Source organism: Rhodococcus opacus, from assembly GCF_012396235.1.
Classification (GTDB): domain Bacteria; phylum Actinomycetota; class Actinomycetes; order Mycobacteriales; family Mycobacteriaceae; genus Rhodococcus_F; species Rhodococcus_F opacus.
The window spans coordinates 13,422-36,595 of sequence record NZ_JAAXPA010000026.1 but is presented as its reverse complement, the minus strand read 5'-3'; the positions used below and the strand labels follow the sequence as shown (position 1 = coordinate 36,595).

Below are 23,174 nucleotides of genomic sequence, written 5' to 3'. Positions count from 1 at the left end.
GAGGAAGGCGGGTGCACACCATGAAGAAGCCGACCCTGAGCCGAAAGCCGTCGCGGCATCCCGCCGTGATCGACCTCCTCGACGGCTCACCCACCGCCGGCAACCCGCCGGGCGCCCGCACCACGGCGCCCGGCGGCCCGGCCACACCACCACCCCCACCCCGGTCTCCTCTACTGCCGGCCCGCGGCGGCCGCGGGCCGGGAAAGAAAATGGTGGCCGCCGTCGCGGTGGCCGCCGTCACCGTGACCGGCGGGGTGGCCTTCAGCCAGCTGCGCAACGGAGACAGTGAAACCGCACCGACCGCGGCCACAACCAGCGCCACCGCAGCTGCCGAGGAGAACGGGCTGCCCATCCTGAACCTGCCCGAACCCGAACAGGCCGAACAGACATCCGCGTCGGACAGGGAATGCCGGGCCGACCGCGGTGACCAGAAGAGCGGCGCGGGCGTGATCGCAGCGTTCAACCACGCCTACTACAGCCAGCGCAACGGCGAAGCCGCCCGCGGCCTCGCCACCCCCACCTCCTCGGTGCTGCCAGGTCCCGAGCTGCAGAAGGTCATAGACGCGGTCCCGATCGGCACCAACTATTGCCTCCGCACCGTCGCACTGTCCGACGGGGTTTACCTCGTCGATTTATCCGTGATGCAACCCGCCCAGCCGGTCAAACGCGGCACCCAGACCGTGACCACCCAGAAGGTCGACGGGCGCTGGTACGTCGATGTCTTCACCTGAGTCGCCAGCCCCGAGGTGGAGTGAGAGCCAACGGACCCGACCGAATGGGGACGTAGTCCGGGCGGAGCGCTCGACCACCGGCCACGGTTCAGCCCTACCGCCAAGGTTGTCCGCCAGCCGATCTCACGAAAGGAACGCATGAATAGCTTCTCGATCCTGCCAGGTCACTCGTCATCGCCGGTGATCCTGCACGTACCGCACGCCTCCCGCACGATTCCCCCGCACGTCCGCGCAAAGCTGCTGCTCGACGACGCGGCACTCGACGCCGAACTGGACGAGGCCACCGATACTGACACCGACCTGATCGCCACACTCGGTGCCGACCACGCCCGCACCCATCCGTGGATCGTGAAGAACGCCTTGTCCCGACTGGTCGTCGACCCCGAACGCTTCCCCGATGCCTCTGAACCGGCCACTGCCTTTGGTCGTGGTGCCGTCTACACCCGCGCATGCGACGGAAGGCGGCTTAGGGGTGAACTATTCGCCGACACTGACGCGCTCCTCGACGAGTACTTCCGTCCGTACGCCCTGGCTGTCGCCGAGCTTGTCACCGACCGCATCGTCGCATGCGGACGAGCAGTGATCATCGACGTGCACTCCTACCCCGAACGCCCGTCGGGCTTCGAGAACCCGACTGCGGTGCGACCAGCGCTGTGCATCGGCACGGATCCCCTTCACACACCGGACTGGTTGACGAGCGCAACCCGCCGGGTCTTCCGGCCCCTCGGAGAGATCGCTGAGAACACCCCCTACGCCGGGTGCTACGTGCCACTCGACCGCTACGGTCACGACGAACGCGTATCCGCCGTGATGATCGAGCTGCGCCGCGACACCTACCTGCCCGACGATGGTCGCCCCGGAAAACTCTCGGTCACACAGCTCGGCACTCACCTTGCCGAACTCATCGACACCGCAACCGAGGTCGGCTCCGATGTGTAAACCCAAGCCCGGACCACGCTGCACCCCGCACATGCGCAACCGCCTCAACCGCGCCGCTACCCGGCTGACCGAAGCCCGCCGAGACCTCGAAACCCATCCGAACGCCGTCCACCTACAGCAACGGCTGACCAAGGCCGAATCCAACCACGCCGAAATCCAAGCTCTCTACGACGCCACACCCGGTGGCCAACAAGAACTGCGGTCGGCGATCAAGAGCGAAGCCGGGCCTGCACGAAGCGACCTCGAGCGCCGCTTGGCTGCAGGTGACAGACTGCGTGCGAACCAAATCGAAGCACTGAACCGCGCCCGGAACGCTGGGAAAGATGTCCAAACCGAAGGAGCTGACCACCATGAATCACGAGCAGATGACGCAGGAGCGCAGGGAGGCGTTCTGGCGGAAGTACCGGTGGACGCCCGATCTGCCGCCGGAGCAGCGCAAGGCGATCGAGCAGGTCTGGACGGACGAGAAGATCGAGGAAGCCGAAGCCCTCGGCTTCTGATTGGTGGCCGCCGCGTCGACCCGCTCGCCGCATACAACCGGCCTGAGTCCGAACGAGCCGACTTCGCGGCGCGCGGGCTCTCGAGCCCGACGCTGTACGAGCTACCGCCGTCGGAGGCGGATCTGTACCGGGCACAAATGCTGGAACTGACCAGCAACAACCGCTACGCATCCTCGGTCTACGTCTATGGCGAGAGTGAATATGCCGAAATGCGGATGCTGGTCACCGAGGATGGAAAAGCTGGCGTCGCTCTGAAGGACGATGAAGTCGTCTCGGTGTTCTCCCACAACGACGGCGCGCATCCCAACGCGGCACCATCGATGCTCCGCCAGGCTACCGTCCTCGGAGGAAGGCGACTCGACTGCTTCGACACGGTTCTGCCGAACATCTATGCCGACGCCGGATTCGTCCCCGTCGCCCGGCTTGCATGGAACGATGACTACGCACCCGACGGCTGGGACTACGACACCTACAGCCGCTACAACAACGGACGGCCCGACGTCGTGTTCATGGCCCACGATCCAGCAGCGGTCGGCTCACTGTATGACCGGGCGGCCGGTGAATACGTCAGCGACTACGACGACGGTATCGCTGCGGCGAAGGCCTACCGGTCCACACAAAAGAGGACGTAGATGCTGGTTCTTCAGAAGCCGTTCGCTGCCCCTGGTGAGCTTCCGGGGGCCAGTTCGGCTGGGATCGTCCATTCCCAGCCGATGTCTTTGCCGAGCATGTCGATGTAGAGGCTCTTCGTTCCGGCGGGGACGTCGAAGGCGAAGCTGCCACGGTAGGTGGAGGCGGGCGCAAACGGCTCACGGAGGACGTCGTCGTTCATTTCGTCGCAATTGAGGGCCGCGGTGGACACCAGGTTGGAGAGGACCACATCGTCAGGTCCCACCGCCCGCCAGTTTGCGGCGCTGAGGCTGCGGTCTGCCATCGCCTTAATGCTGCGGTTGTTGGCGCCCGTGACGGCGTCGGCGTATTTGTCGGTCGTGGTGACTTCGATGTCGACGAACAGGTATTGGTGGTCGGGGACGAAATTCCAGAAGCCGGTGCATTCAGGATTGGTGCGAGGATTGCTCACGGTGAAGGTGAACGCGGGTTGTCCGGTTCTGGTGTCGTTCAGCCCGGCCGGTTCGCCAAATTGCTTCTCTATCCGGCCCTGCGCGTTCCGGGGAGGTGCACCGACGGCTGACTCGGTCGAGGGTGCGGCGGGCGACGCTGTGGCTGGCTCCGTGCCTTCGGTCGAGCATCCCGTGAGGAAGGCGACGGCCGCGAGCACGTAGATTGCTGACGCTTTCATTTTCGACCTCCAGTACGGCGACCCGCTAGAGTGCGAGCGGCTTGAAGATTGTTCCAGGTAGTGCGCAATTGTCGGGATCGACACACGGTTGCCGTCCCGTGCCCACGTCATGAACTTGGCGATATCTGAGAACGAAAACACGGCAAGTATCATTCGGATGAAGGACAGTTTGGTTGGGTGGAACCCGATAGCCCACGCAATTGGAGTCTTCGGTTCCCGCCGTCCTCATCTCCCGCTAAATACTCTCTCTCGCTTGATAATTCTCGGCCACGCCGAGGTCTTCCATGCCTTGTGATAGTCCGGCAGGCGCGTATGCAGGCCGCGTGGTGCCCTCGCTCACTAGCTGTGATCGCGTATGTACTCCTGCAGTGATCGTCGTATCACATCGGAGATTGTTTCGTCGCGTCGATAGGCGATCTGCTTCGCTGTCTCCCATAGCTCCGGGTCGACACGGATCGCCTTTTGTGGTGTGCCTTTGCTCATTTGGTGTAGAGGGCATCGACGGCGTCGATGACGGCCTGAACGTCACTCGTGGGCATGTCTTTTGCCCAGGTGATTCCGAGGTTTCCGGCCTGGCGCTGTGCGGTCATGTGCATGACGACGTCGGGGGTGCCGTATTTGGCGGCGAGGGCGGGGATCCAGTCGTTGAGTGTGCGCATTTCGTGGTCCTTCCGTGGGGTGTATAGACACCATAGCATGGTGTCTATACACCCCACGTGACGTATGCACGGTCGGGATGGCAGCGACGAGGGCTGCTGAGCTGCTCGCGTCTGGCGGTGAGTAGGCACTCAGTTACCAGATCAGGCAGTGAGTGAAGCCGTGACCGTGGCGAGCGCGTCGTCGAGGGGCACGTGTTCCCAGATTCGCAGAACGCGCCAGCCTGCCGACTCCAGGAGCCGGGTCTGTTCCCTGTCTCGCTCGGCGTTGCGTCGCAGCTTGGGGGACCAGTAGCGCTCATTGACCGTGGGATTGCGTCCGTGTTCGGGGCACGAATGCCAGAAGCACCCGTCGACGAACACGACGACCTTCCGGCGTGTGAACACGATGTCCGGACGGATCAGCCTGCCGTCGATGCGGATCGGGAAGTCCTTGCGGTATCGGAACCCGAGCGCGTGCAGGGCCGATCGCAAACGAATCTCCGGCTTGGTGTCGGCGCGCCGGATGGCCTGCATGTTGCGTGACCGGCCCGCCGATGTCGCCACGACGTCGTAGCTCGGCGCACTCCGTCCGCTCCTCGGCGGTCGCGTCTCGGATGCCATGTCCGCAGGCTAGCGCGAGTGCCGTTCGGTCTCCCAATGCCCCGGCGGGGCATGGGAGAACCGCCGTGGCAAGACCCGCAGCGCCGGAATCGCGTGCGTGCTGTTCCGGTGCTGGCCGGGTCCGCCTGCCCCTGGCTCTTCCTATTCGTCGTCCTTGACGAACAGCGGCGCCGGTTCGGTCACGTTCTCACCCGGCGTGGCCCGCCGCCAGTGTCCGCCCTTGATCTCGGCGCCGGTGCCTGGGTCGGAGGGCACGATCCGCACCGAGATGTATTCCTTCCGGCCCGGGACAGGGACACCGAGACCAGCGGCGATCTGCTTCTGCTGGTCCCAGGTGCCGCTGAGAATGATGTACCCCTCGGGCGCGAGGGCGGAACGGGCGCCGCCGTTGGCCCGGACGCGTTTCTGGTCGTCGAGTTGCATCGCGACGGTCCGAACGGCGCTGCGGTGCACCAGCTGCCCTTCGGCAAGGCGGAAGAGCTGGTTGGTCCGCTGGGTCCCGTGCTTGCGGGTGAAGAGGTCGTCCACGGTGGGGCGGGGGAGCTGCAGGAGAATATTCGCGGGCATCGCGGCGTCCTTCCACAGCCAGCGCACCGAGGATCTGCCGAGGGCGTTGAGGGTGGTCTTCTTGTCCCGGTTCGCCCCCTCGGAGCGGTACTCCTGCCGGACGCGGACCAGGCCGAGGGACCAGATCGCGCGTTCGTCGTTGCCGGTGGCGACCAGAGCGAGGCGGTCGAACACCTCGGGGGGAAGCATCCAGGAGCCTTCCTTCTGGCTCCACTTGGCATCGACCTGGTGACCGGCGATCCGGTAGTCCGTCTGGTCACCGCCCTCGAACTCGAATTCGCGTTGGGCATTGATCTCGAACAGGGTCCCGAAGTGGGTCTTCTCGGTTTTCATCAGCTGGTCCCAGCGGTAGCGCCCGGTCTCGGCGCCGTTGTAGATCATGTCGTAGGTGTGCCGGACCACGGCGGCCCAGCGGGCTCCGTCCGGATCGGTGCGCAGGAGTTCGTCTGCGACAGCGTCCATTTCGGGGTCTGGGGCGGCGAAGGCGTCCATTGTGCTCACAGGTTGGGTTCCTTTCCGGAAACTGATTCGCGCCGGTTTGGCGCAGGGGTGATCGCGCGGGGTGCGTGTTGCACCTCGCGGTTGTCAGGTGGTGAAGAGAGGGGTAGCGGTTAGCCGTCGTCGTCGGCGAGGACCTGCTTGCCGAATTCCTGCATCACCCGCAGTTGTTCGGCGTGGGGAAGCCGGCACCAGTCCAGGAAGACCAGCTCGGTGTCGTCAGGGTCCTTGCGGCGGGCGACCATCCAGGCGAACAGCCGCTTCTTCTCCTTGCGGCTGCGGATGTTCCTCGCCCGGGTCAGGACGAAGTCGGTGGTGGGCGGGTCGAGGGTGTTGTCCCGGGACTCGTCACCGCAGCGCTGGCATTCCGCGCGGAGGTTGTTCTCGTCGTCGGTGCCGCCGCGGGCAACGGGAATGAGGTGCCCGATGGTGAGCACCGCCCGCCGGCTGGGGGCGTCGGGGAACGGTTCACCGGCGGGCACGCCGCAGATGGTGCAGACGTGGCCGTCGCGTTCGAGGATCCGGCGGCGTTTGGCTCCGCTGACGGTCTTGCGTGCGGGCTTGGGCGGGCGTTCGCCGAGGTCGATCCGGACCCCGATCTCCCGGACGAGGTATTCGTCCGGTGCCAGCGACGGGTTGACCTTGTAGTTGTCGATGACCCATCCGCATTCGCGCAGGTCCCGCATCCGGCGGTCGGTCTGGGCGTAGAAGGGGACCGCCTCGTTCAGTTGGAGCTTGGTGAACTTGTTTCCCTCACCGACCCCGGCGATGAACTCGGCAACCAGCACCCGCGAGGTGCGGCGAACTTCTCCGTTCGTCACAGCGGTGTCCTTCCGCGAGGTGGGTGAGTGAGGGGGCCTGGCCCGGTCCGGCCCATGAACAACAAGTACCTGGCCAGCGCCAAAAAAGCGCCGGTAAATGTCCGGCAACGTTCGGCAAATCTCCGGCGCTGTTCGGCAAACCAATGTGTTGAGACGCGCCGGCAAACCACGCATCAAACGCATGTTCGAAGACGGGAGGTACCATCGAGAAGTTCGGCGTATAGGAAGATGGGGCCCATGCCAGCGAAGAAAAAGAGCGCCAAGCCGAGGTCCGACTACCAGGTCGTCGAGATCTGCGCCGGTGCCGGGGGCCAGGCCCTGGGCCTGGAAAAGGCGGGCTTTTCGCACAAACTGGCGGTCGAGCTGGACACCAACGCCTGCGCGACCCTGAAGCTGAACCGGCCGGACTGGGACGTCGAAGAGGGCGACGTCGCCGACCCCACGGTATGGAAACCCAGCGAACACGAGGGCGTCGACCTCCTCGCCGGTGGTGTCCCGTGCCCGCCGTTCTCGATCGCCGGCAAACAGCTCGGCGCCTCCGACGAGCGGGACCTGTTCGCCTGGGCGGTGGAGACCGCCGGGCAGATCCAGCCCCGGGCCCTGATGCTCGAAAACGTCCGCGGGCTCTCCGCCCCGCGGTTCGCCGCCTACCGGCAGCGGATCCTCGACCGGCTGACCGAATTCGGGTACGTCGCCGACTGGCGGCTACTGCAGGCGTCGGACTACGGAGTCCCGCAGCTGCGCCCGAGATTCGTCCTCGTCGCACTGCGACAGGAAGACGCCGCCTACTTCCACTGGCCCGAGAAAACCCCCACCCAGGACACCGTCGGGTCAACCCTGAAGGACCTGATGGGCGTGGACGGGTGGCGTCACGTCGACGACTGGGCCGCGCTGGCCAACGACATCGCACCCACCCTGGTCGGCGGCAGCAAAAAACACGGCGGCGCCGACCTCGGTCCCACACGTGCCAAGCGGGCCTGGCTCGAACTCGGCACCAGCGGCATGGGCATCGCCAACGACCCCCCGGCGGCCGATTCCCCGCACCCGGCGGACGTGCCGCCGAAGCTGACCCTGCCCATGGTCGCCCGGCTGCAGGGCTGGAAGGACGGCGAATGGGAATTCTCCGGAGGCAAGACCGCAAAGTACCGGCAGATCGGTAACGCGTTCCCCCCGCCGGTGGCGCAGGCCATCGGCCAGTCGATCGTCGCCGCCTTCGACAAGACCGCCGCCCGCCGCGAAATCCCCGAGCTCGCCCCCGAGACCGTGCACGACGCCGTCTACCGCGTCCTCAACACGACGGACGGATTCGTCACCGCAACAAAGCTTCTCAAACTGTCCGACGGACTGGTGGAAGAGCACGATCTCGAACGGCGGATCGCGAACCTGTCCCGCGACTTCACTGTCGACATCAAGCAAACCAAGTCGGGTGTTTCCTACCGGCTGGGCGAATTCAAGGGCTTCACCGGCCAGGACGACCACCAGCGCCACGAGTACATCGCCGCGTTCCGGTCCCGGGTCAGCTAACCCCCGAGATCACGTTCCGTCGAACTACTCCCCATGGGCCCGGCGGGCCGACCGACCGCCGATACGGCGTCAAGGACATTTCAGTGTCCGGGCGCACCTCACAGTAACGCGCCTCGTTTGTGTTGCGGTCGAAAACTGGGCGGTGGTCTCGTATTGCCGGTAGGTGTCCGAGGTCCCCGTGTTCGTCGTCACACCGTCCGAGGCGTATGCGCTTCGCCAATCTGGTTGCAAACCACACCCTCTCGCTATCCGGGGATGAGGTGGCTTCGAACGCGGACGGGAGCCAGCGCACCAGCAAGGCCATCGCGCTCCGAATCGCACGCGACCTCAAGGCACTGACGGTACCCAAGAAGCTCGACGGTCAGCGCGCCGGTAAGCAGTTCGAAATGGCCGTCGAAACCTTTCTCCACGAGACCTTTCCCGCTCTCCAATCACTCCGGCCGGGGAGCTGGCGAATCGAGAACGTGGGTGGGTCGCGAGCGGGGTACCAGATCGCCAAGTACGAGCCATACACCCACCTCGATGACCTAGCTCATGCCATCGAGGCGAACCCCACTCGGGCTTCGGTCCTGGGGAACTCCTACGAGATCAGCCGGATGTCCTGGTACTACGGCACCCAGAACCAGACGACGTGATCAACAGCCAGGGCAACAATCGTCGATGCCGGTTCAGCTTCGTATGCCGCCGTCCGGCGGGCGAATCAAGACCGGGCGATAGTTCACGCCATCGTCTCGTGCAAGTGGACTCTACGCAGCGACCGTGCCCAGAATGCCCGTTCGGAGGCGCTGAACTCATCCGCAACCGCAAAGGCCGAACACCCCACATTGCGGTCGTGACTGGCGAGCCGACCCCGTCCCGGCTCGCTTCGCTTGCCCTGGGAACGGCGACGTCGATACCGTCTACCACTTCGCGTAACCGGAACTGATCGACGCTGTGGAGCACACGGGCAACGACGAGGCGATCAGCATGTTGAGCATCCTGGTTGATGGCAAACGCCTCCGCGACATTAAAGATGTTTCGGTAATTGAGTGAGTGCCGATCATAGGGGAAGCCCGGTGTGGTCGAGGAAGCTGTGGCACAGGTCGTAGTTCGAGCCGATCCGGGTCAGGCCGGTCTCGGTCGCGATGCGGACCTCGTCGAGGATGTCGGGGCAGAGGTTGGCGAGTTCGGTGGATTTCATGTTGCCCCAGACTTGTTCGATGGGGTTGAGCTCAGGCGCATACGCAGGGAGGCGTTCGACGTGGAGCCAGTCGCGTTGGGTGGCCAGCCACGCGGTCATCGCCTTGGATCGGTGGGCCATGAGCCCGTCCCAGATCAGGATGAGCTTCTCCCCGGCGAAGTGGGCGCGCAGTTCGGTGAGGAAGTCGATGAGCTTGTCGGTGTTGTAGGCGCCGTCGGTCATGGAGAACACGAACGCGCTGCGGCTGCGATCGGGCCGATATGCCAGCACTCCGGCCATGGACATGCGCTTCCAGGAGAATCGGTGATGCAGCACGGGTGTGAGGCCTTTGGGCGCCCAGGTTGCGCGGACGACCGGGAGCAGCGACACACCGCTTTCGTCCTGGAAGCAGATCCATGCCCCTCGGCGCCGCGCTATTTTTTTATCCGCGGCCACTCGTTCTCGCGCCAGGCGACGATGGCGTCCTCGTCGCGTTCGACTGCCCGACGTGCGGGCCGCTGCCGGCTCCACCCGAGCCGGGTCCGCAGGATCGTCCACGTCTGGGTGGGTCCGTAGGTCACGCCGGTGAGCCGCTCGATCACGATCGCGACCCGGCCCAGGGTCCACACCCCGGTCGCGAAGCCATTCGCTTGGGGTCCCTTGAGCAGTTCCTCTCGGATCGCCTCGATCTGGGCGTCATCGAGCCGGGGTCGGCGTCCAGCGCGACCGGCACCTTCCAACGCCTCGTTGCCCCCTTCGGTCCACTGTCGATGCCAGCGTGAGGCGGTCTGCTGGGAGACCTCCAACTCGACCGCGACATCGATCTGTCGTCGTCCTGCGGCAAACATCTCCGCCGCCCGCATCCGCCGGTCACGCAACGCGTCGAGATCACGGCGACCGCCGCGCTGCTTGACTTTCCGGGCATCCGCGCTCTCGCCCGACCCGGTTTCCTTCCCTGCCATTCATCAATGATCAAGCAGCACGGTGCGAATCACGCGCAACGACACACCCTATTACCGAAACATCTTTAGCGATCTTCCCCTCGATCTCGCTGTCTAACCTGCAGCCATCCGCGGGTCGTGAGCACGGCGAGGACCCGCTGCACGCATCCGTCGATGTCCCGGTTCGACGTCCCCGTCCCAGATCCGAACTACCTCCCAGCCCGATGCGTACGATCTTCTGCCAGGGGTCGTCCCCTCGCCCGATCCGGCATCGACGCCCTGCACCCACGCCTGTAAAGAGACCGACCCTATCGGTAGGCCGTGTCCCTATAAGCGGTCTGTCGACACCACCACACCCGGCGACACCACCCGGATCATGCGTGAGATAGGGCAAGAAGTCATACCGGGTCTGGCGACCGTAGTCCTTCTGCGAAGGACCGTAAATGACGTAACGGGGCAGCTGGCAGCACATCATATTGAACCGAACGGTTGGATACATTCACTTCGGAAGGTATTCGCGTCGTCTATAAAACAGACTGGTTTGTTTCCCTGGTATCTAGCGTAGATCGATGGTTGAATTTGCGGGTGGGTGGACGTCCAAAATGAGGCGGGCTCTCGCGGAATACCATCGATTTTCGGGGTCTCCGCGCATCGTTATGGCGTGCGGATTCCGCTGTTCGAAATTGGCTGAGGATTTTCGTTACTCTCGCAGATGGTTCATCGTATTGGCATCCATGGCTGAATGTGGCATCAATTACTGTCTAGTATCGTCTTAATTTTCGAACTTAATGAGACGCAAGTCCATGCGGTTCGAGATAATGTACTCGGTAACGGATAAGAGCAAGGAGTTTCGCGCTACTTTCTTTGCTTTGTCGTCCTCTGAGTCGAAATTCTTCATATTACTTTCCCAAGCCTTCGTCATTTCCTTCTCTACGCTCGGATTCAAGTTCTGATTCTCAATATGGGATTTCATTTTGTATGCATACTCTCTCAGCTCGCGCGCGTCAGAGTCGGGACCGTATATTGCATCCTTGATTCGATCCCGGGCCCGCTCGTCGAGTATGCCTTGAATCCACCTGAGTATTGCACCAAGCATCGAAGCCGTTTCGTCGATGACCCTGTTTGCGTTTGTAGTCTTAACTATCGAGCCAGTTCCCTTGTCGGATCGAGAATTTTTGCTTGATCGCATTATGAATACGCCCATTAATCCAAATATTAGGCCGTTCAGCAAGGATGCATAGAATGGGCTGGTTAAGCTCAATGCTTCGGGAAGTTTTGACTGTATAGCTAGTCCGGCAATCCAGCCCAAAGATCCGCCCAGCACTGCCGAGGATACGATATAAAGTGCGATAAAACCAACGGATGCGTTACGTCTTGGCCAGGTTGTCTGTTCCTTATCGAGATTGTGCCACCATTTATATGTAGAATAAGGGAAGGCGGTGACGCCTCCCATGCCTGCTATAACGATGGCCCAGACCAGTGACACCTTCGCTCCGTCCCGCACTCCTGCGTGGTGGTCATTTGCGTGCAGTTGACCCTGCGTAAGGGTACTATTCCTGCTGCTGATAATTCCCGTTTCGCGACAGAATACCGAGGTTTGGGTGTCGAGAATCCAGGGGGCTCGTGAATCACCCTCTCGCAAAGTCGCCTACCGCCGGGTTACGCGTGTTTGGTCTCGCATCGGCCAACCGGATGGGCAGGTGACAGAGGAGAGCTACGATCAGCTCTTAGGTGTAGTCGTCGATCACGTCGTGGAAAGATTTCAGGCAGGAGTCGATCGCGAGTCTGCACACGAGATCGCGCATGGATGCCTCGTACGCTTTCTGGCCACCCTGCATGTGCGGCACTGGACCGGGAACACGGTGTCTCCGGAGGACCTCTTTGTGGCGTTGGATGATGTCACGCTAGGCGCTATCACCGGTCGGCCCGCCGCCCTGGGGACCGAGAGGTCTCTGACTGACCACGAGGTCCTTGGGAAGATCTTCGGAGAAGGTACCAAGGTCGCGCACTACCTACATTGCCTACGAGAACTCGAAGGCCGACACCTTTTCAAGGACCGTTTGATTATAATCCAATACGTCGACATGTATCACCAAAATGGAGTTGCGCCAACTCATCGTGCTGTCATAAACAAGCTCAAGCGTTCAGATATATCAGTGGCTGATGTGACACTAGCTATTCTGCGCTTTGCTCAGATGCTTAAGGCGGGTGATCGGCATGGATGGGAATCCTTCAAGGTGGATCGAACTTGAGGATGAAGCTCGGAAGATAGCTCGTAATGAGGATGATCAAAATCTGGCGGAGTTTTCCTCGCAGTTGGAGAACCAGATACGTTCCCGGTATCCGCGAATTTCTCAGCTGGAAGCGCAAGAAATAACACAAGACGTTCTCTTGCGGTATCTGAAGCTTCGTGACGCCAATAAATTGGATCCGGATGGGAATCCATACGGATACTTGCAGTCAATTATCAGGACGACGGTAATTGACCGCCATAGGCGCGATTCGCGGCTTGCGCGTTACGAAGAAACTCTGGATCCGGCAAGGCTTTCGTTTGTGTTGGGTGATCGAAATATTGATGACCCATTTCATGATTCGGGTACGATCCACTTGGTGCAGGCTGCTTTAAGTCGAGCTGTGGAGGCAAAGGATTACACCGCGTTCCGTGTTGCAGTCTGTTTTCTGGACAAATCCGAAAGCGATGGCAGAACTCCGAGTAATCGTGCCATCGCCGATGAGTTGCAAGTGAGTCATACCGGTGTCGCAAAAGCGCTGAAGCGATTCCGTGACTATGTAATCGAAATATCGGGATCGGTGTGATGGCAGTTCTGGTCACTAGTATGTCCAGAACTGCCATCGATTACCGGATACTACTCCGCCGCTTTAGGCGACGTTGCTCCGTGTTTCGACTCGACTTGTTCGGCTGGGTTGGACAGGGCATCTTCCCTTTCTGTCCAGTCGTCGAAATTGTGAGGGTCCGCACTCACCTGTCTCGCCAGATGCTCCATAACCTCATAGGCAAGAGGTGTCAACTTTAAGGTGAGATCTCCGTTCTCTTCTGTCCCGCTTCCCACCTGAATAGCAAGCTTCGCGGTTAACAGTGCTGCACGCGAGCCCAATGGAAGCAGCTGGACCACAGCGCCCATGACGTCGCGGGGCGCACCGCGCAGGTTGGTCAGTGTGGTAGCAAGGTCGGGCGTCAACAAGTTGTTGACGATATGAGCAACCTCAGCCTGCCGGCGGGCATTTGGGCGGAAGAACCTCGTCGGTCTCATTGCGCACCCCTCTCGACATGTTTCGTGTTTGACGCGGCTTCACTTGTAGTACGTAGCGACCGCCGTAAATGGCAACCTAGTCGAGATCAAGTAATAGCATTATGGCACCTGAGAGGGAATGGATTCTGATCGTGCAAGTCACGCATTCCAGGGCCCCTGGGGTAGCCTCAGACCATGTCCAACCCGTTCGGGCACCTCCAAGATGACCAACAGTTGACGCCCCATGTGGCCCGCAGTCAGCTACTAGATAGTGTGAGGAGAGGTTTTGTTCCTCTTCGCAATGTATTCGTACAGCTTCCCAGGTCATCGCCGGTTCGGGGAGCGCTGCTCGGCGACATGGTCACGGCGAGGCAAGGACGCGCCTTAGATGCCCTACTGCTGCTGCATGCTCTGTGGCCTGTGATCGACGGAGATCCTCTCCCTATCGCTACATGGGCGAATCTGTTAAGCCCTGCGCACGGGCAATGCAGCGCATCCTCCGCATCGAAAGCCTTCGGAGTCCTGTCTGACTTCAATCTGGTAGATCGACGTCGCGAAGGTAAGAGGTCCGTTGTTACCCCGCTCCTCGAGGATGGTTCTGGGAAGGTGTGGAGTCGGCCACGGGACCACTTCTTCGTGATTCCCCATGCGTACTGGAAAGGAGGGCTTTTCGATCGGCTTCATCTCCCAGGCAAGGCGATGCTCCTCATCATGCTAAAAGAGACTCAGGGAATACCGTCCTTCGAGATGGCGGTCGAACGTGCTTCCGCTTGGTACGCAATCTCTGAGAGAACTGCCGAGCGAGGCTATCGCGAACTCAGCGACAGCGGACTGCTCCTTACGCATATTCAGTACGGTGTCTCGCCCCGACTTCCTCCCGGGGTACGTCGCCGACGGTTCCATCGGGCGCTTAGAGAGCCTTTCAGCTCAGACTCACGTACCCGGCTCCAGTTACATGCCACGACTGGAGCTAAGGCTGCTTACGGAGGTGCGGAGGAGTCCGGTCGGCGACTGAATTGATTTCAGAATGCCCCTCAAGGATAGGCGTGTCAGGACCCTGACCAGGCATTTGCGCGTGATTCTCGCTATGAGATCGACCTTAAACCCCCCGGTGATCCAAGCGCAGGCGAAGACCAACACCCTCGCTGGGCGGCCCACCCTCAATTTGCCCGAACCCGAACCGACCGAGCAGCCAGCCGATTCGGACGGGAAGTGTCGGGCCGCCCGCGGCGACCAGAAGAGCGGCGCCGGCGTGATTGCAGCGTTCAACCACGCCTACTACAGCAAACGCAACGGCGAAGCCGCCCGAGCACTCGCAACACCCAGCTCATCAGTGCTGCCTGGACCGGAGCTGCAGAAGTTCATCGCACAGCCCGTTTCCCGCGGCACCCACCGTCACCACCCAGAAGATCGGCGGCCGCTGGTACGTCGACGTCTTCAAATAGGGCGCTCGAGGCTCGACGTCGACCGCCCGCCACCGGACCCGAAAGGACCGAACGAGCGATGTCCCTGCCGCCACGCAAGCAGGCCCGTCCCGCAGCCGCCGTCGCAGTACTTCCGGTGGGCGCTCTCGCCCACTGACCGCCTGCGGCGACGACGACGGTCGCGCGGCCGCGTCGGTCACCGCCTCGACCAGCGGTTCGGTCGTCACCGACGCCAGCACCGATCTTGGCAGCATCGTCATCGGATGGGGGAGACGCGCTCGGATACAGCGATCACCACGCCCCGACCCGACGAGATCTCCGCCCGCTGCCACGGCCTTGGCCACGGCCACGGAGAGCAGTTCGCCATGGACATCACAGCCCCGCAAGGTTGGGAGATCCACGCCCGACGGTTCCCGGACCATTACCGTCGCGAACACCGACCAGAATTTCGACGCGGCCGAACTCGACACCACCAACCAGTTCCTCGACACCCTCAATCGGTGGACTGGTCCACGTCCGGGCAAGTCGACATCGACACCGTCGCCGACGCACCCGACAACTGGACTTCCACCGACGGACCCCGACGCATCTACCTGCCTCTGCACGTCAACTGCTCCGAATACCAAGGGAAGCAAAGCGATGAACAGTGAAAACGATCCGATCGGACTTCCGGAATCCGTCCGCGACGCTTTCCATGTCCGGATCTTTCTCGGTGCCCTTTCAACCGAGTCGGCACCTCAAATGTGGAACGACGATGCCACAGCAAGCACCGAGATGAATCATTGGTAGCTCGTCGGCGCACAAGACCCGCATGGGCCTGGTTAGTCCAGTGCCGCATGCGGGTCTTTGCTGCGCAGAGGGCCCGTCGGCGATGGTCGCCGATGTCGTCTGTGGTCGCGATTTGAAAACAGAACGACACCGAGTTCCTCGGTAAGATCCACATCCCGCTGCTGAAGGCGCAAAGCCGACGGATGTCCAGGCTCTGCCAGTACAGGACTGCGCCTCGGTGCCAGAGAGATCGACACTTTGCGCTGGTAGGTGGTGTTGCCGGGTTTGGCGGCGGCCAACTCCTCACGGATGTCCAGGCTCCGTCGGTGGAGCTGCTCGGCTTCGGGGCCATCCCTCAAGGTGTGGAAGGTCATTACAACTATCGAGCCCACGCTGCCGTCGGAAACGACAGGTGGTCAACGCCGACGGAAACGCCCGCCACGCATTGCCATGTCCGATTTAATAGTGGGGACTGAAAATGGCCAGGAGGGGAGCAACGCATGGCACCGGTAGTTGGCGTGCATGGCATCGCCCAACAGAGGTCGACGTCCGAACGCCAGCTCAAACTATGGTCCGATTCGCTGCGGCTCGGGGTGATCCGGGCCGACTGTCCGACGGATTCGGTTCCCACACTCGCGGTTCCATTTTACGGCTGGTTATTCCGCAAGAATTCTCCCTATCTCGGTGGCGAGGAAGAACAACCGTTCGATGACGCTGAGGAAGCATTCGTCACCGAGGTTCTTGACGAGAGCATCGAAGCCCTATCCGACGCAGAAACCGCCGAACTCGAACAGAGCGCGAAGACCCTCGGGCTTTCGAGATTTGTTCCTCCTTGGCTACTACGCGGTCTTGCCGCCCTCGACAATCATTGGGGCGGCGGTAAAGGTCTTCTGCTCGTAGGTGTGCTCCGCCAGGTCTATGCCTACCTGTATCGAAAGGGTGCGGGCGATGTGATTCGCCAGGTTGTCCTAGACGAGGTCGCCGAAGACACCCGCGTGTTCGTCGGTCATTCGTTGGGAAGCGTCGTCGTGTATGACCTGTTGCGACGCGGCCTCGCACCGCAGGTGACGACGCTGGTGACCTTGGGATCACCGTTGGCGTCCGGAACAGTGCGACGTGCACTCGCCGATTCCGCGAACGGAGCCGGAGTCGGAATCAGTGACGAGGTCAGGTGGTCGAACGTGTACGACCCGTGGGACGTCGTCACGATGGGCAAGGGACTCCACCCACAGGCGCAGGATTATCCCGTTGACAACGGCTTCGCCGACCCGCACGCCCTGGCGCGATATCTCGGCCGAAAGGAGACGGGATCATTGATTTTCGCTGGCACAGCCACCGACGGCCCGTCACTATGACCGCCGACGAAGGATGTCGGCGACGACTGGTCACGGTCGCAGTCCGTGGCTATCCGTACGAGCCCGAGTCGTTTCGCAGCAGTATTGACGCACAGGTTTCTGCGCTGACCGAGTGGCTGACTGCCCCCGCTCTCGGGGAGCGCGCATTCGAGCATCAGTTATTGAACCCGATGACACGCGACGCCATCGAGGACTTCGTCAGACAGGCCCGACTTCGCGAACTTGGCGTCGAAGAAGTTCTGGTCCTGTACATAACCGGTCACGGCATCCGTGGCGGCAGTGGACACTTCCTTCTACTCCCCAACAGTGACGAGGACCGTCCACTGACCGGGTACCGGACCTCGGACCTGCTGGCAGCGGTCCTCGGCTCAGACGCCGACCACGTCCTGGTGTTGGTCGATTCCTGTCACGCGGGTGCACTGATATCCGAGTGGGGGCACATCCGCGAGGATCTTCCGAAGCATCGCCGCGACCTGCCGACGTTGCGGGTGTTAGCGAGCGCTGATTTCGATGAGAAGCCGAGAATCGGCGAGTTCGCGAAGCTGCTAAATCTCGTCTACGAACGACTGTGCAAGCACACCGAAATCACCGGTCGGCACCTGTCCTTCGATCAGTTGCTCACTGAGATCGCCGCCGTGAGGCAGAAACATCGCGAATTGGGCAGACCGATCCCAGTGTGGGCGCCTGGCGGAACCTCTCCCGAAGAGAGTTTGTGTTTGCCGAACCCAGGGTTCAAACCGTCCACAGATCTGGTTGAGCCACCTCGTCGACAGGTCGCCGTCACCACTTCCGACTTAGAGGAGTGGGTCTCCCGCGCCTCCGGACGGGTAGATCCGGGCGAGCGCGGCTGGTATTTCTCCGGGCGTACCGCATTGAACGAGGCCGTCGTGTCCTTCCTCCGGGCGGGTGAGGGACTGCTGGTGATCACCGGCGTTGCTGGTTCCGGAAAGTCGGCCGTCCTTGCGAGGGCGGTCACCCTGTCCGACCCCACCTTTATACGGAATCATGCCGACCTGATGGATGGCATCGACGCCAGAACGATGCCTCCGGAGGGCAGCATCGACGCCGCCGTCTCGGCAAGGGAACAGGACACTGAGCAGGTATGCGCCGACCTGATCGAAGCGCTCGGCGGCATTGTGAAGGCAGATGGTGGTCGGGTGTTGGATCAGCTCAGAGAGCACCTGACGGCGGAGGGAGCGCGGCGGACCCTGGTTGTCGACGGTGTCGACGAAGCGCTCCACCCCGATCGACTCATCGCCGAATTCCTCGGTCCATTGGGTAATTTGCGAACCGCCGACGGGACCTCGCTCGTCCGGCTCCTGCTCGGGCTGCGAAGCGCGGCGCCGGCGCAACGAGACGAACACGATGGCGACGGACAAGGCCTGCTTGATCTGCTGCGCCGCTCGACCGGTGAATTGCCGCTGGATCTGCGACGCACCGACAATCAGCCCGCGGTCACCGACGACATCGCGGAGTACGTCGCGTCGCTGCTCCGCGGCCGGGGGGCCTATGGGAAGGACATCAGCGCAATCACCCCAGTGGTCACTACTGTCGCGGAGAAAGTGACGCCGTCCTTCCTGGACGCCAGGATCGCGGGCAAGCAGTTGCGCGAGGCAGCGGAGCTGCAGGATCTTGAAGATCCCGAATGGCTTTCCACCCTAGCGGACGGCACAGCCTCGCTCTTCCGTTCAGATCTGGCCCACGTAGCGACCGCCGTTGAGCGATCCGTGGACCACATCCTGGCGGTACTGCGGGCGACAGCCTTCGCGCTGGGCCGAGGATTACCGCGGTCGCAGGTGTGGCCAGCCATTGCGGCGGCCCTGGCCGACAGTCCAATGCCCGAGGCGGATCAGGTCATCGATTCGGTCCTCCACAGTCGTCTCAGCGGCTACCTGTATCGCGACGTCGAGGACGGCCGGGTGGTGTACCGGCCAAACCACGAACGGCTGGCCGAGGCTCTACGAGACGACACCGGCTCCCTCACGACAATGCAACCAACAGTCACATCGCCGGCACGTCCGCGACTAACCGCGGACGGAGCGCAGGTACACCGACGAATCACCATCGCGCTCGCCGACCTCATCGACCCATCCGAATTGCCGCCGCACCCATATTTGCGGCGGCATCTCATCGAACATGCTTATCGAGGCGATGTCCTCGACGACAATCACATTCCGTCGGCGTTCCTACCCTGGGAACAGGGCTCACGGGTGCACGGCATGCTTGGATTGCCACCGCCGGTCGATGCATCCAGCAGTCGACTTGCGATATGGGCGAGTATCGAACCCTATCTCGGAGAGGCGGACATCGCTTCGCGCCGAGCCAGTCTGGCGTTTGCCTGCGCTGCCGCCGGTCTCCATCCTGAGTCCGACGCAGAGAGGAAGTCCAATCGCTTATTCGTCTGGACCGGCCTGGCGCTGGTTCCGGTGTGGGCACGGTGGCGATTGCCGCCGGGCAATGTGCTGACTGTCCTCGATCGAGCGGTGCAGGCATTGACCACCCTGACGCTGCGTAGCGGACGGGTGCTGCTGGCCAGCGGCGGGTCCGATGGGATCGTGCGGCTCTGGGACCTCCAAACCAGCACATCCGCCGGTGATCCCTTGACCGCCCACAGGGGCAGCGTGCAGGCATTGACCACCCTGACGCTGCGTAGCGGACGGGTGCTGCTGGCCAGCGGCGGGTCCGATGGGATCGTGCGGCTCTGGGACCCCCAAACTGGGAAACCGGTGCGAAAGCTCCTCACTGGTTCCTTCGTTGACGGGATGGTGTACAAACTCCTCGGGGGTCGCGAGATGGTGCTGGCGTTGACCACCGTGACGCTGCCCCGGGGGCGGGTGCTGTTGGCCAGTAGCAGCGCAGACGGGAAGATGGCGCTGTGGGATCCCGAGACCGGGAAACCCGCAGGTGACCCCCTCAAAGCCCGCAGGGGCGGCGAGCAGGCATTGACCACTGCGACGCTGCCCAGCGGACGGGTGCTGCTGGCCAGCGGCGGGTCCGATGGGATCGTGCGGCTCTGGGACCCCCAAATCGGGAAACCCGCCGCTCATCGGCGCATCTTCAAAGGCGATGCCGTGCGGTCGTTGACCGCCCTGAAACTACCCAACGGACGCGTGCTGCTCGCCACCGGCGACTACGACGGGACCGTGCGATTGTGGGATCCCGAGACCGGGAAACCCGCACGTGATCCCTTCACAGCCCGCAGGGGCAGCGTGCAGGCATTGACCACCCTGACATTGCGCAGCGGGCGAGTGCTGCTGGTCATCGGCAACCTCTTCCATGGCTCCGTGGAGCTGTGGGATCCCGAGACCGGGAAGCTTGCGCGAGAGTTGGTAACCCAGCAAGGGGCGTGGGCCGGCATGCGCAAGTACTTGACCGGAATACACGTCGGCAACATTGGGCCGGCGTTGACCGCCCTGACGCTGCCCAGCGGAAAGGTGCTTCTGGCCGCCGGCGGCTCCGACGGGACCGTGCGACTCTGGGACCCCCAAGCTTGGAGGTCCGTGCGAAAGAAGCTCCCCACCGGCCAAACCGGCAGTGTGGAGGCGTTGACCACCCTGACGCTGCCCAGCGGGCGGGTGCTTCTGGCCGTCGGCCGCTCCGACGGGACAGTGCAGCTGTGGGATCCCGAGACCGGGAAACCCGCCGGTGACCCCCTCACCGGCCACACCGGCGGCGTGCAGGCATTGACCACCCTGACACTGCCCAGCGGAAAGGTGCTTCTGGCCGTCGGCGACTCCGACGGGACCGTGCGACTCTGGGACCCCGAGACCGGGGTTGAAGCACTGCGTCTGGTAACAGGTCGGGCTGTCACACAACTAACCGGGCTCGCCATCGATGCGCGCTGCGGCCTCGCGATCGGCGGTATGGACGGTGTCGCATGCCTGACGGTCGACGACGGTACTGCTGACACCTCGATTAGCCCACCGTGACCTGTGGTAGGAACCCAGCGATATCGGTGGCTAGCACACCGTATCCACCCGGGTAAGTCATGGCGAATGACCGAAAATCAAGGAACCGCGCGCTTTCGAAGGTCGCCGATCTCGTGAAGGTGCATGCCGGTGTTGCGGTGTTCTCCATCGTCAGCATCGACGGTGAGGATGTTGTGAATCGAGTCCGTTTGTCGAGGCGGCCCCGGGGCGCTTTCCGTTTCACTGCAAATTGGCGCGGTTGGTACCCGTCGGGTCCTGACCCCCGTCACAATCAGCTCTGAAATGGGTAAATGACACGTCCCCTCTGCGGGCGCTTCACCTGTTCGTGGTGGTGACGACGCTCGGCGATCTGACCGCGTTGCTCGGCTGTGAGGTCGCGCATCCTCGTCGGGTCGGCTGCCGCCGGGAACATCAGGCTCGCCTCCGAACTCGCGGTGCTGCTCGCGCTCGGCGCCGCCCACGGCACCGACGCACTGATCGGCGCGTTGAGCAGGGCGGTCGCATTCAAGCAGTTCCGTGCCGCCGACGTTCGCTCCATCCTCGCCGCGAGAGCCGGGACCCGCAGCCCACCGAGGCCGGCGCCGCGTTGGTGATCGACCTGCCCACCGCTCCGACTCGCTCCCTCGACGCCTATGCAGTCCCCGCCCGCACCCACCGACCGGGAGCACCGTCATGACCCCACCGGCACCAGCGAAGACAGATGTAGTTGCACCGCAGTCCGTTCCGGAAACTACCTGCCGATCTCGACAGTGGACTCCGGCTGTCAGCGGTCATGTAATTCCCCAGGTTGAGGGGTTTGTCCGTCACGTAATTCCGACTTGTATGAGTGTCAGCGGTCCGTGGTCGGGTCAGCTACCCGTAGCGTGCCGTAGCAGACCGGAAGGGCTGACTCGCGTAATTCCTGTCAGCCGCCCGTTGGGTTGACCCTGGTAGGGGTGTGTCCACCCCTTCCGGTCTGCGTTCGCGGAGTGACTGAAGAGAGGCGTGACCCCAAGCTGCTGTGAGAGGTACTTGAAGTCGGATTGTCCTCCGCGGATCCCATCCTGACAGAGAAGGGAACCGTCTTCCATGATCGTCATCGGTATCGATCCCCACAAGTCCACCCACACCGCAACCGCGGTCGACCCGGCCACCAACACCGACCTCGGCTCGATCCGCATCGACGCCACCCTCACCGGCTACAAGACGCTGATTGCCTGGGCAAAGTCCTGGCCGCAACGCCAGTGGGCGGTCGAGAATGCCTACGGTCTCGGACATCACCTTGCGCAGTGGCTGCTCGTCCTCGGGGAGGTCACCCTCGACGTTCCGACCACCGCCACCGCCCGGGTCCGGGAACTCTCCCGCGGCGGCCGACGCAAGAACGACCGCATCGATGCGGCGGCAGCGGCGTGCGTCGCCGCCGCACAGGGCGACGCCCGCCCGGTTGATCCGGAGGGTCCCACCGACATCCTGTCCCTACTCGATGAGCGACGAACAAACCTGTCGGGCAGCTGAACTCGCATCGTGAATCAACTCCACGCGCTCCTGCGGCAGCTGCTCGCCGGGGGTGCCCCGACCTCGCTCACCGCGGCCGCGGCCACGGCCTTGTTGCGGGGCTTCCGCATCCGCAGCGAGGTGGACCGGGCCCGGGTCGGGCTGTGCCGCGACCTGATCGCCGACATCCGGCGCCTCGATAGTCAGCTCGCGGCGAACGAGAAGCAGATGGCCAAAACGCTCGACGAGCACGGCACCCATCTGCGGGAGGTGGACGGGATCGGTGCGGTGACCGCCGCCCGGCTGATCGGTCCCACGGGACGGGCCAGCCGGTTCCCGACCGCGGCGGCCTTTGCGAATTACAACGGCTCGGCGCCGGTACAGATCGCCAGTGCCGACACCGACCGGCACCGACTCTCCCGCTACGGCGACCGACAGCTCAACAGCGCGCTCTATACCGTCGCCGTGGTTCAGATCCGGATGCCCGCCAGTGCCGGGCGCACGACAAGAAGATCGCCGAGGGCAGAAAGCCCGCTGCGGCGAGGCGCGCCCTCAAACGTCACCTGTCCGATCACGTCTGGCGGATCATGCTCGCCGACGAAAAGCATCGTCTTCGACCAGAAAAGAATCAATCCGCCAGGGCCGCTCGACAAATAGAGAGACACCCCACCCTCGGGGCGTGTCGACCGGGGTTCCGGCGCTGCTGCAGGTTCGCTCCTGACTGGGCCACCGACA

Annotated in this window: 19 protein-coding genes and 4 pseudogenes; 14 read left to right on the top strand and 9 right to left on the bottom strand. The window is 62.9% G+C overall.

Going from position 1 to position 23,174, the window contains the following annotated elements; genetic code table 11:
- Positions 1–20 precede the first annotated feature (20 nt).
- From HGB39_RS28110 to HGB39_RS28095, 4 genes are all read left to right on the top strand, one after another.
- A complete protein-coding gene (locus tag HGB39_RS28110) occupies positions 21–731 on the top strand; it encodes a DUF8176 domain-containing protein (protein WP_210753027.1) in 711 nt (236 codons plus the stop codon).
- 138 nt (positions 732–869) lie between these two features.
- Positions 870–1,670: an N-formylglutamate amidohydrolase gene (locus tag HGB39_RS28105; RefSeq protein ID WP_064080960.1), complete on the top strand. Its 801-nt coding sequence runs from the start codon at positions 870–872 to the stop codon at positions 1,668–1,670.
- A 323-nt stretch (positions 1,671–1,993) separates the two neighbouring features.
- Complete coding sequence (locus HGB39_RS28100) at positions 1,994–2,170, top strand: hypothetical protein (protein ID WP_168442968.1); 177 nt, start codon at positions 1,994–1,996, stop codon at positions 2,168–2,170.
- A 137-nt stretch (positions 2,171–2,307) separates the two neighbouring features.
- Positions 2,308–2,802 carry a hypothetical protein gene (locus tag HGB39_RS28095; RefSeq protein WP_064080959.1) on the top strand — a complete coding sequence of 165 codons (495 nt, stop codon included), beginning with the start codon at positions 2,308–2,310 and terminating at the stop codon, positions 2,800–2,802.
- 11 nt (positions 2,803–2,813) lie between these two features.
- Here HGB39_RS28095 and HGB39_RS28090 read toward each other — a convergent pair whose 3' ends face one another.
- The 5 genes from HGB39_RS28090 to HGB39_RS28070 all read right to left on the bottom strand — a co-directional run bounded on the left by HGB39_RS28090 (position 2,814) and on the right by HGB39_RS28070 (position 6,615).
- Entirely contained in the window at positions 2,814–3,470 is a 657-nt protein-coding gene (locus HGB39_RS28090; protein ID WP_064080958.1) for a hypothetical protein, read from the bottom strand.
- A gap of 479 nt (positions 3,471–3,949) precedes the next feature.
- Positions 3,950–4,129 (bottom strand): hypothetical protein, encoded by a 180-nt coding sequence (locus HGB39_RS28085; RefSeq protein ID WP_064080957.1) that lies wholly within the window; start codon positions 4,127–4,129, stop codon positions 3,950–3,952.
- 141 nt (positions 4,130–4,270) lie between these two features.
- Positions 4,271–4,729 (bottom strand): very short patch repair endonuclease, encoded by a 459-nt coding sequence (locus HGB39_RS28080; RefSeq protein WP_210753026.1) that lies wholly within the window; start codon positions 4,727–4,729, stop codon positions 4,271–4,273.
- A gap of 141 nt (positions 4,730–4,870) precedes the next feature.
- The gene (locus tag HGB39_RS28075; protein ID WP_064080956.1) at positions 4,871–5,788 is read right to left on the bottom strand and encodes a NaeI family type II restriction endonuclease; all 918 of its coding nucleotides are present in this window, start codon (positions 5,786–5,788) and stop codon (positions 4,871–4,873) included.
- Positions 5,789–5,907: 119 nt separating this feature from the next.
- Positions 5,908–6,615 (bottom strand): HNH endonuclease, encoded by a 708-nt coding sequence (locus tag HGB39_RS28070; RefSeq protein ID WP_064080955.1) that lies wholly within the window; start codon positions 6,613–6,615, stop codon positions 5,908–5,910.
- A 237-nt stretch (positions 6,616–6,852) separates the two neighbouring features.
- Here HGB39_RS28070 and HGB39_RS28065 point away from each other — a divergent pair, with 237 nt between their 5' ends.
- From HGB39_RS28065 to HGB39_RS39980, 3 genes and pseudogenes are all read left to right on the top strand, one after another.
- Positions 6,853–8,139 carry a DNA cytosine methyltransferase gene (locus HGB39_RS28065; protein WP_064080954.1) on the top strand — a complete coding sequence of 429 codons (1,287 nt, stop codon included), beginning with the start codon at positions 6,853–6,855 and terminating at the stop codon, positions 8,137–8,139.
- A gap of 206 nt (positions 8,140–8,345) precedes the next feature.
- A pseudogene (locus HGB39_RS40615) lies at positions 8,346–9,064 on the top strand (NgoMIV family type II restriction endonuclease).
- Between the two features lie 8 nt (positions 9,065–9,072).
- Entirely contained in the window at positions 9,073–9,171 is a 99-nt protein-coding gene (locus HGB39_RS39980; protein WP_312029815.1) for a hypothetical protein, read from the top strand.
- Between the two features lie 7 nt (positions 9,172–9,178).
- On the opposite strand, the gene HGB39_RS28055 is transcribed toward HGB39_RS39980, so the two are convergent.
- The 3 genes from HGB39_RS28055 to HGB39_RS28045 form a co-directional block, all read right to left on the bottom strand.
- Positions 9,179–9,754 (bottom strand): IS630 family transposase, encoded by a 576-nt coding sequence (locus tag HGB39_RS28055; RefSeq protein WP_155756134.1) that lies wholly within the window; start codon positions 9,752–9,754, stop codon positions 9,179–9,181.
- Positions 9,733–10,260, bottom strand: coding sequence for a winged helix-turn-helix domain-containing protein (locus tag HGB39_RS28050; RefSeq protein ID WP_064080953.1), 528 nt, complete (start codon positions 10,258–10,260; stop codon positions 9,733–9,735). Before HGB39_RS28050 ends, HGB39_RS28055 begins: the two co-directional genes overlap by 22 nt.
- A 751-nt stretch (positions 10,261–11,011) precedes the next feature.
- Positions 11,012–11,725, bottom strand: coding sequence for a hypothetical protein (locus tag HGB39_RS28045; protein ID WP_155756133.1), 714 nt, complete (start codon positions 11,723–11,725; stop codon positions 11,012–11,014).
- A 731-nt stretch (positions 11,726–12,456) separates the two neighbouring features.
- On the opposite strand from HGB39_RS28045, the gene HGB39_RS28040 reads away from it, so the two are divergent.
- Positions 12,457–13,056 carry a sigma factor gene (locus HGB39_RS28040; RefSeq protein WP_247607530.1) on the top strand — a complete coding sequence of 200 codons (600 nt, stop codon included), beginning with the start codon at positions 12,457–12,459 and terminating at the stop codon, positions 13,054–13,056.
- Between the two features lie 50 nt (positions 13,057–13,106).
- On the opposite strand, the gene HGB39_RS28035 is transcribed toward HGB39_RS28040, so the two are convergent.
- Entirely contained in the window at positions 13,107–13,442 is a 336-nt protein-coding gene (locus HGB39_RS28035) for a hypothetical protein (RefSeq protein WP_155756132.1), read from the bottom strand.
- A gap of 1,195 nt (positions 13,443–14,637) precedes the next feature.
- Here HGB39_RS28035 and HGB39_RS40320 point away from each other — a divergent pair.
- The 6 genes and pseudogenes from HGB39_RS40320 to HGB39_RS40535 all read left to right on the top strand — a co-directional run.
- Positions 14,638–14,935: pseudogene (locus HGB39_RS40320) on the top strand (DUF8176 domain-containing protein); the annotation flags it as partial.
- A 479-nt stretch (positions 14,936–15,414) separates the two neighbouring features.
- Entirely contained in the window at positions 15,415–15,564 is a 150-nt protein-coding gene (locus HGB39_RS39085; RefSeq protein WP_247607523.1) for a hypothetical protein, read from the top strand.
- Between the two features lie 618 nt (positions 15,565–16,182).
- Positions 16,183–17,037 (top strand): alpha/beta hydrolase family protein, encoded by an 855-nt coding sequence (locus HGB39_RS28025; protein WP_155756131.1) that lies wholly within the window; start codon positions 16,183–16,185, stop codon positions 17,035–17,037.
- Positions 17,034–20,966: an AAA family ATPase gene (locus tag HGB39_RS28020; protein WP_168442967.1), complete on the top strand. Its 3,933-nt coding sequence runs from the start codon at positions 17,034–17,036 to the stop codon at positions 20,964–20,966. The genes HGB39_RS28025 and HGB39_RS28020 overlap by 4 nt, the downstream gene beginning before the upstream one ends.
- A 374-nt stretch (positions 20,967–21,340) precedes the next feature.
- A pseudogene (locus tag HGB39_RS28015) lies at positions 21,341–21,642 on the top strand (IS21 family transposase); the annotation flags it as partial.
- A 392-nt stretch (positions 21,643–22,034) separates the two neighbouring features.
- Positions 22,035–23,086 (top strand): annotated as a pseudogene (locus tag HGB39_RS40535) (IS110 family RNA-guided transposase); the annotation flags it as partial.
- Between the last annotated feature and the right edge of the window lie 88 nt (positions 23,087–23,174).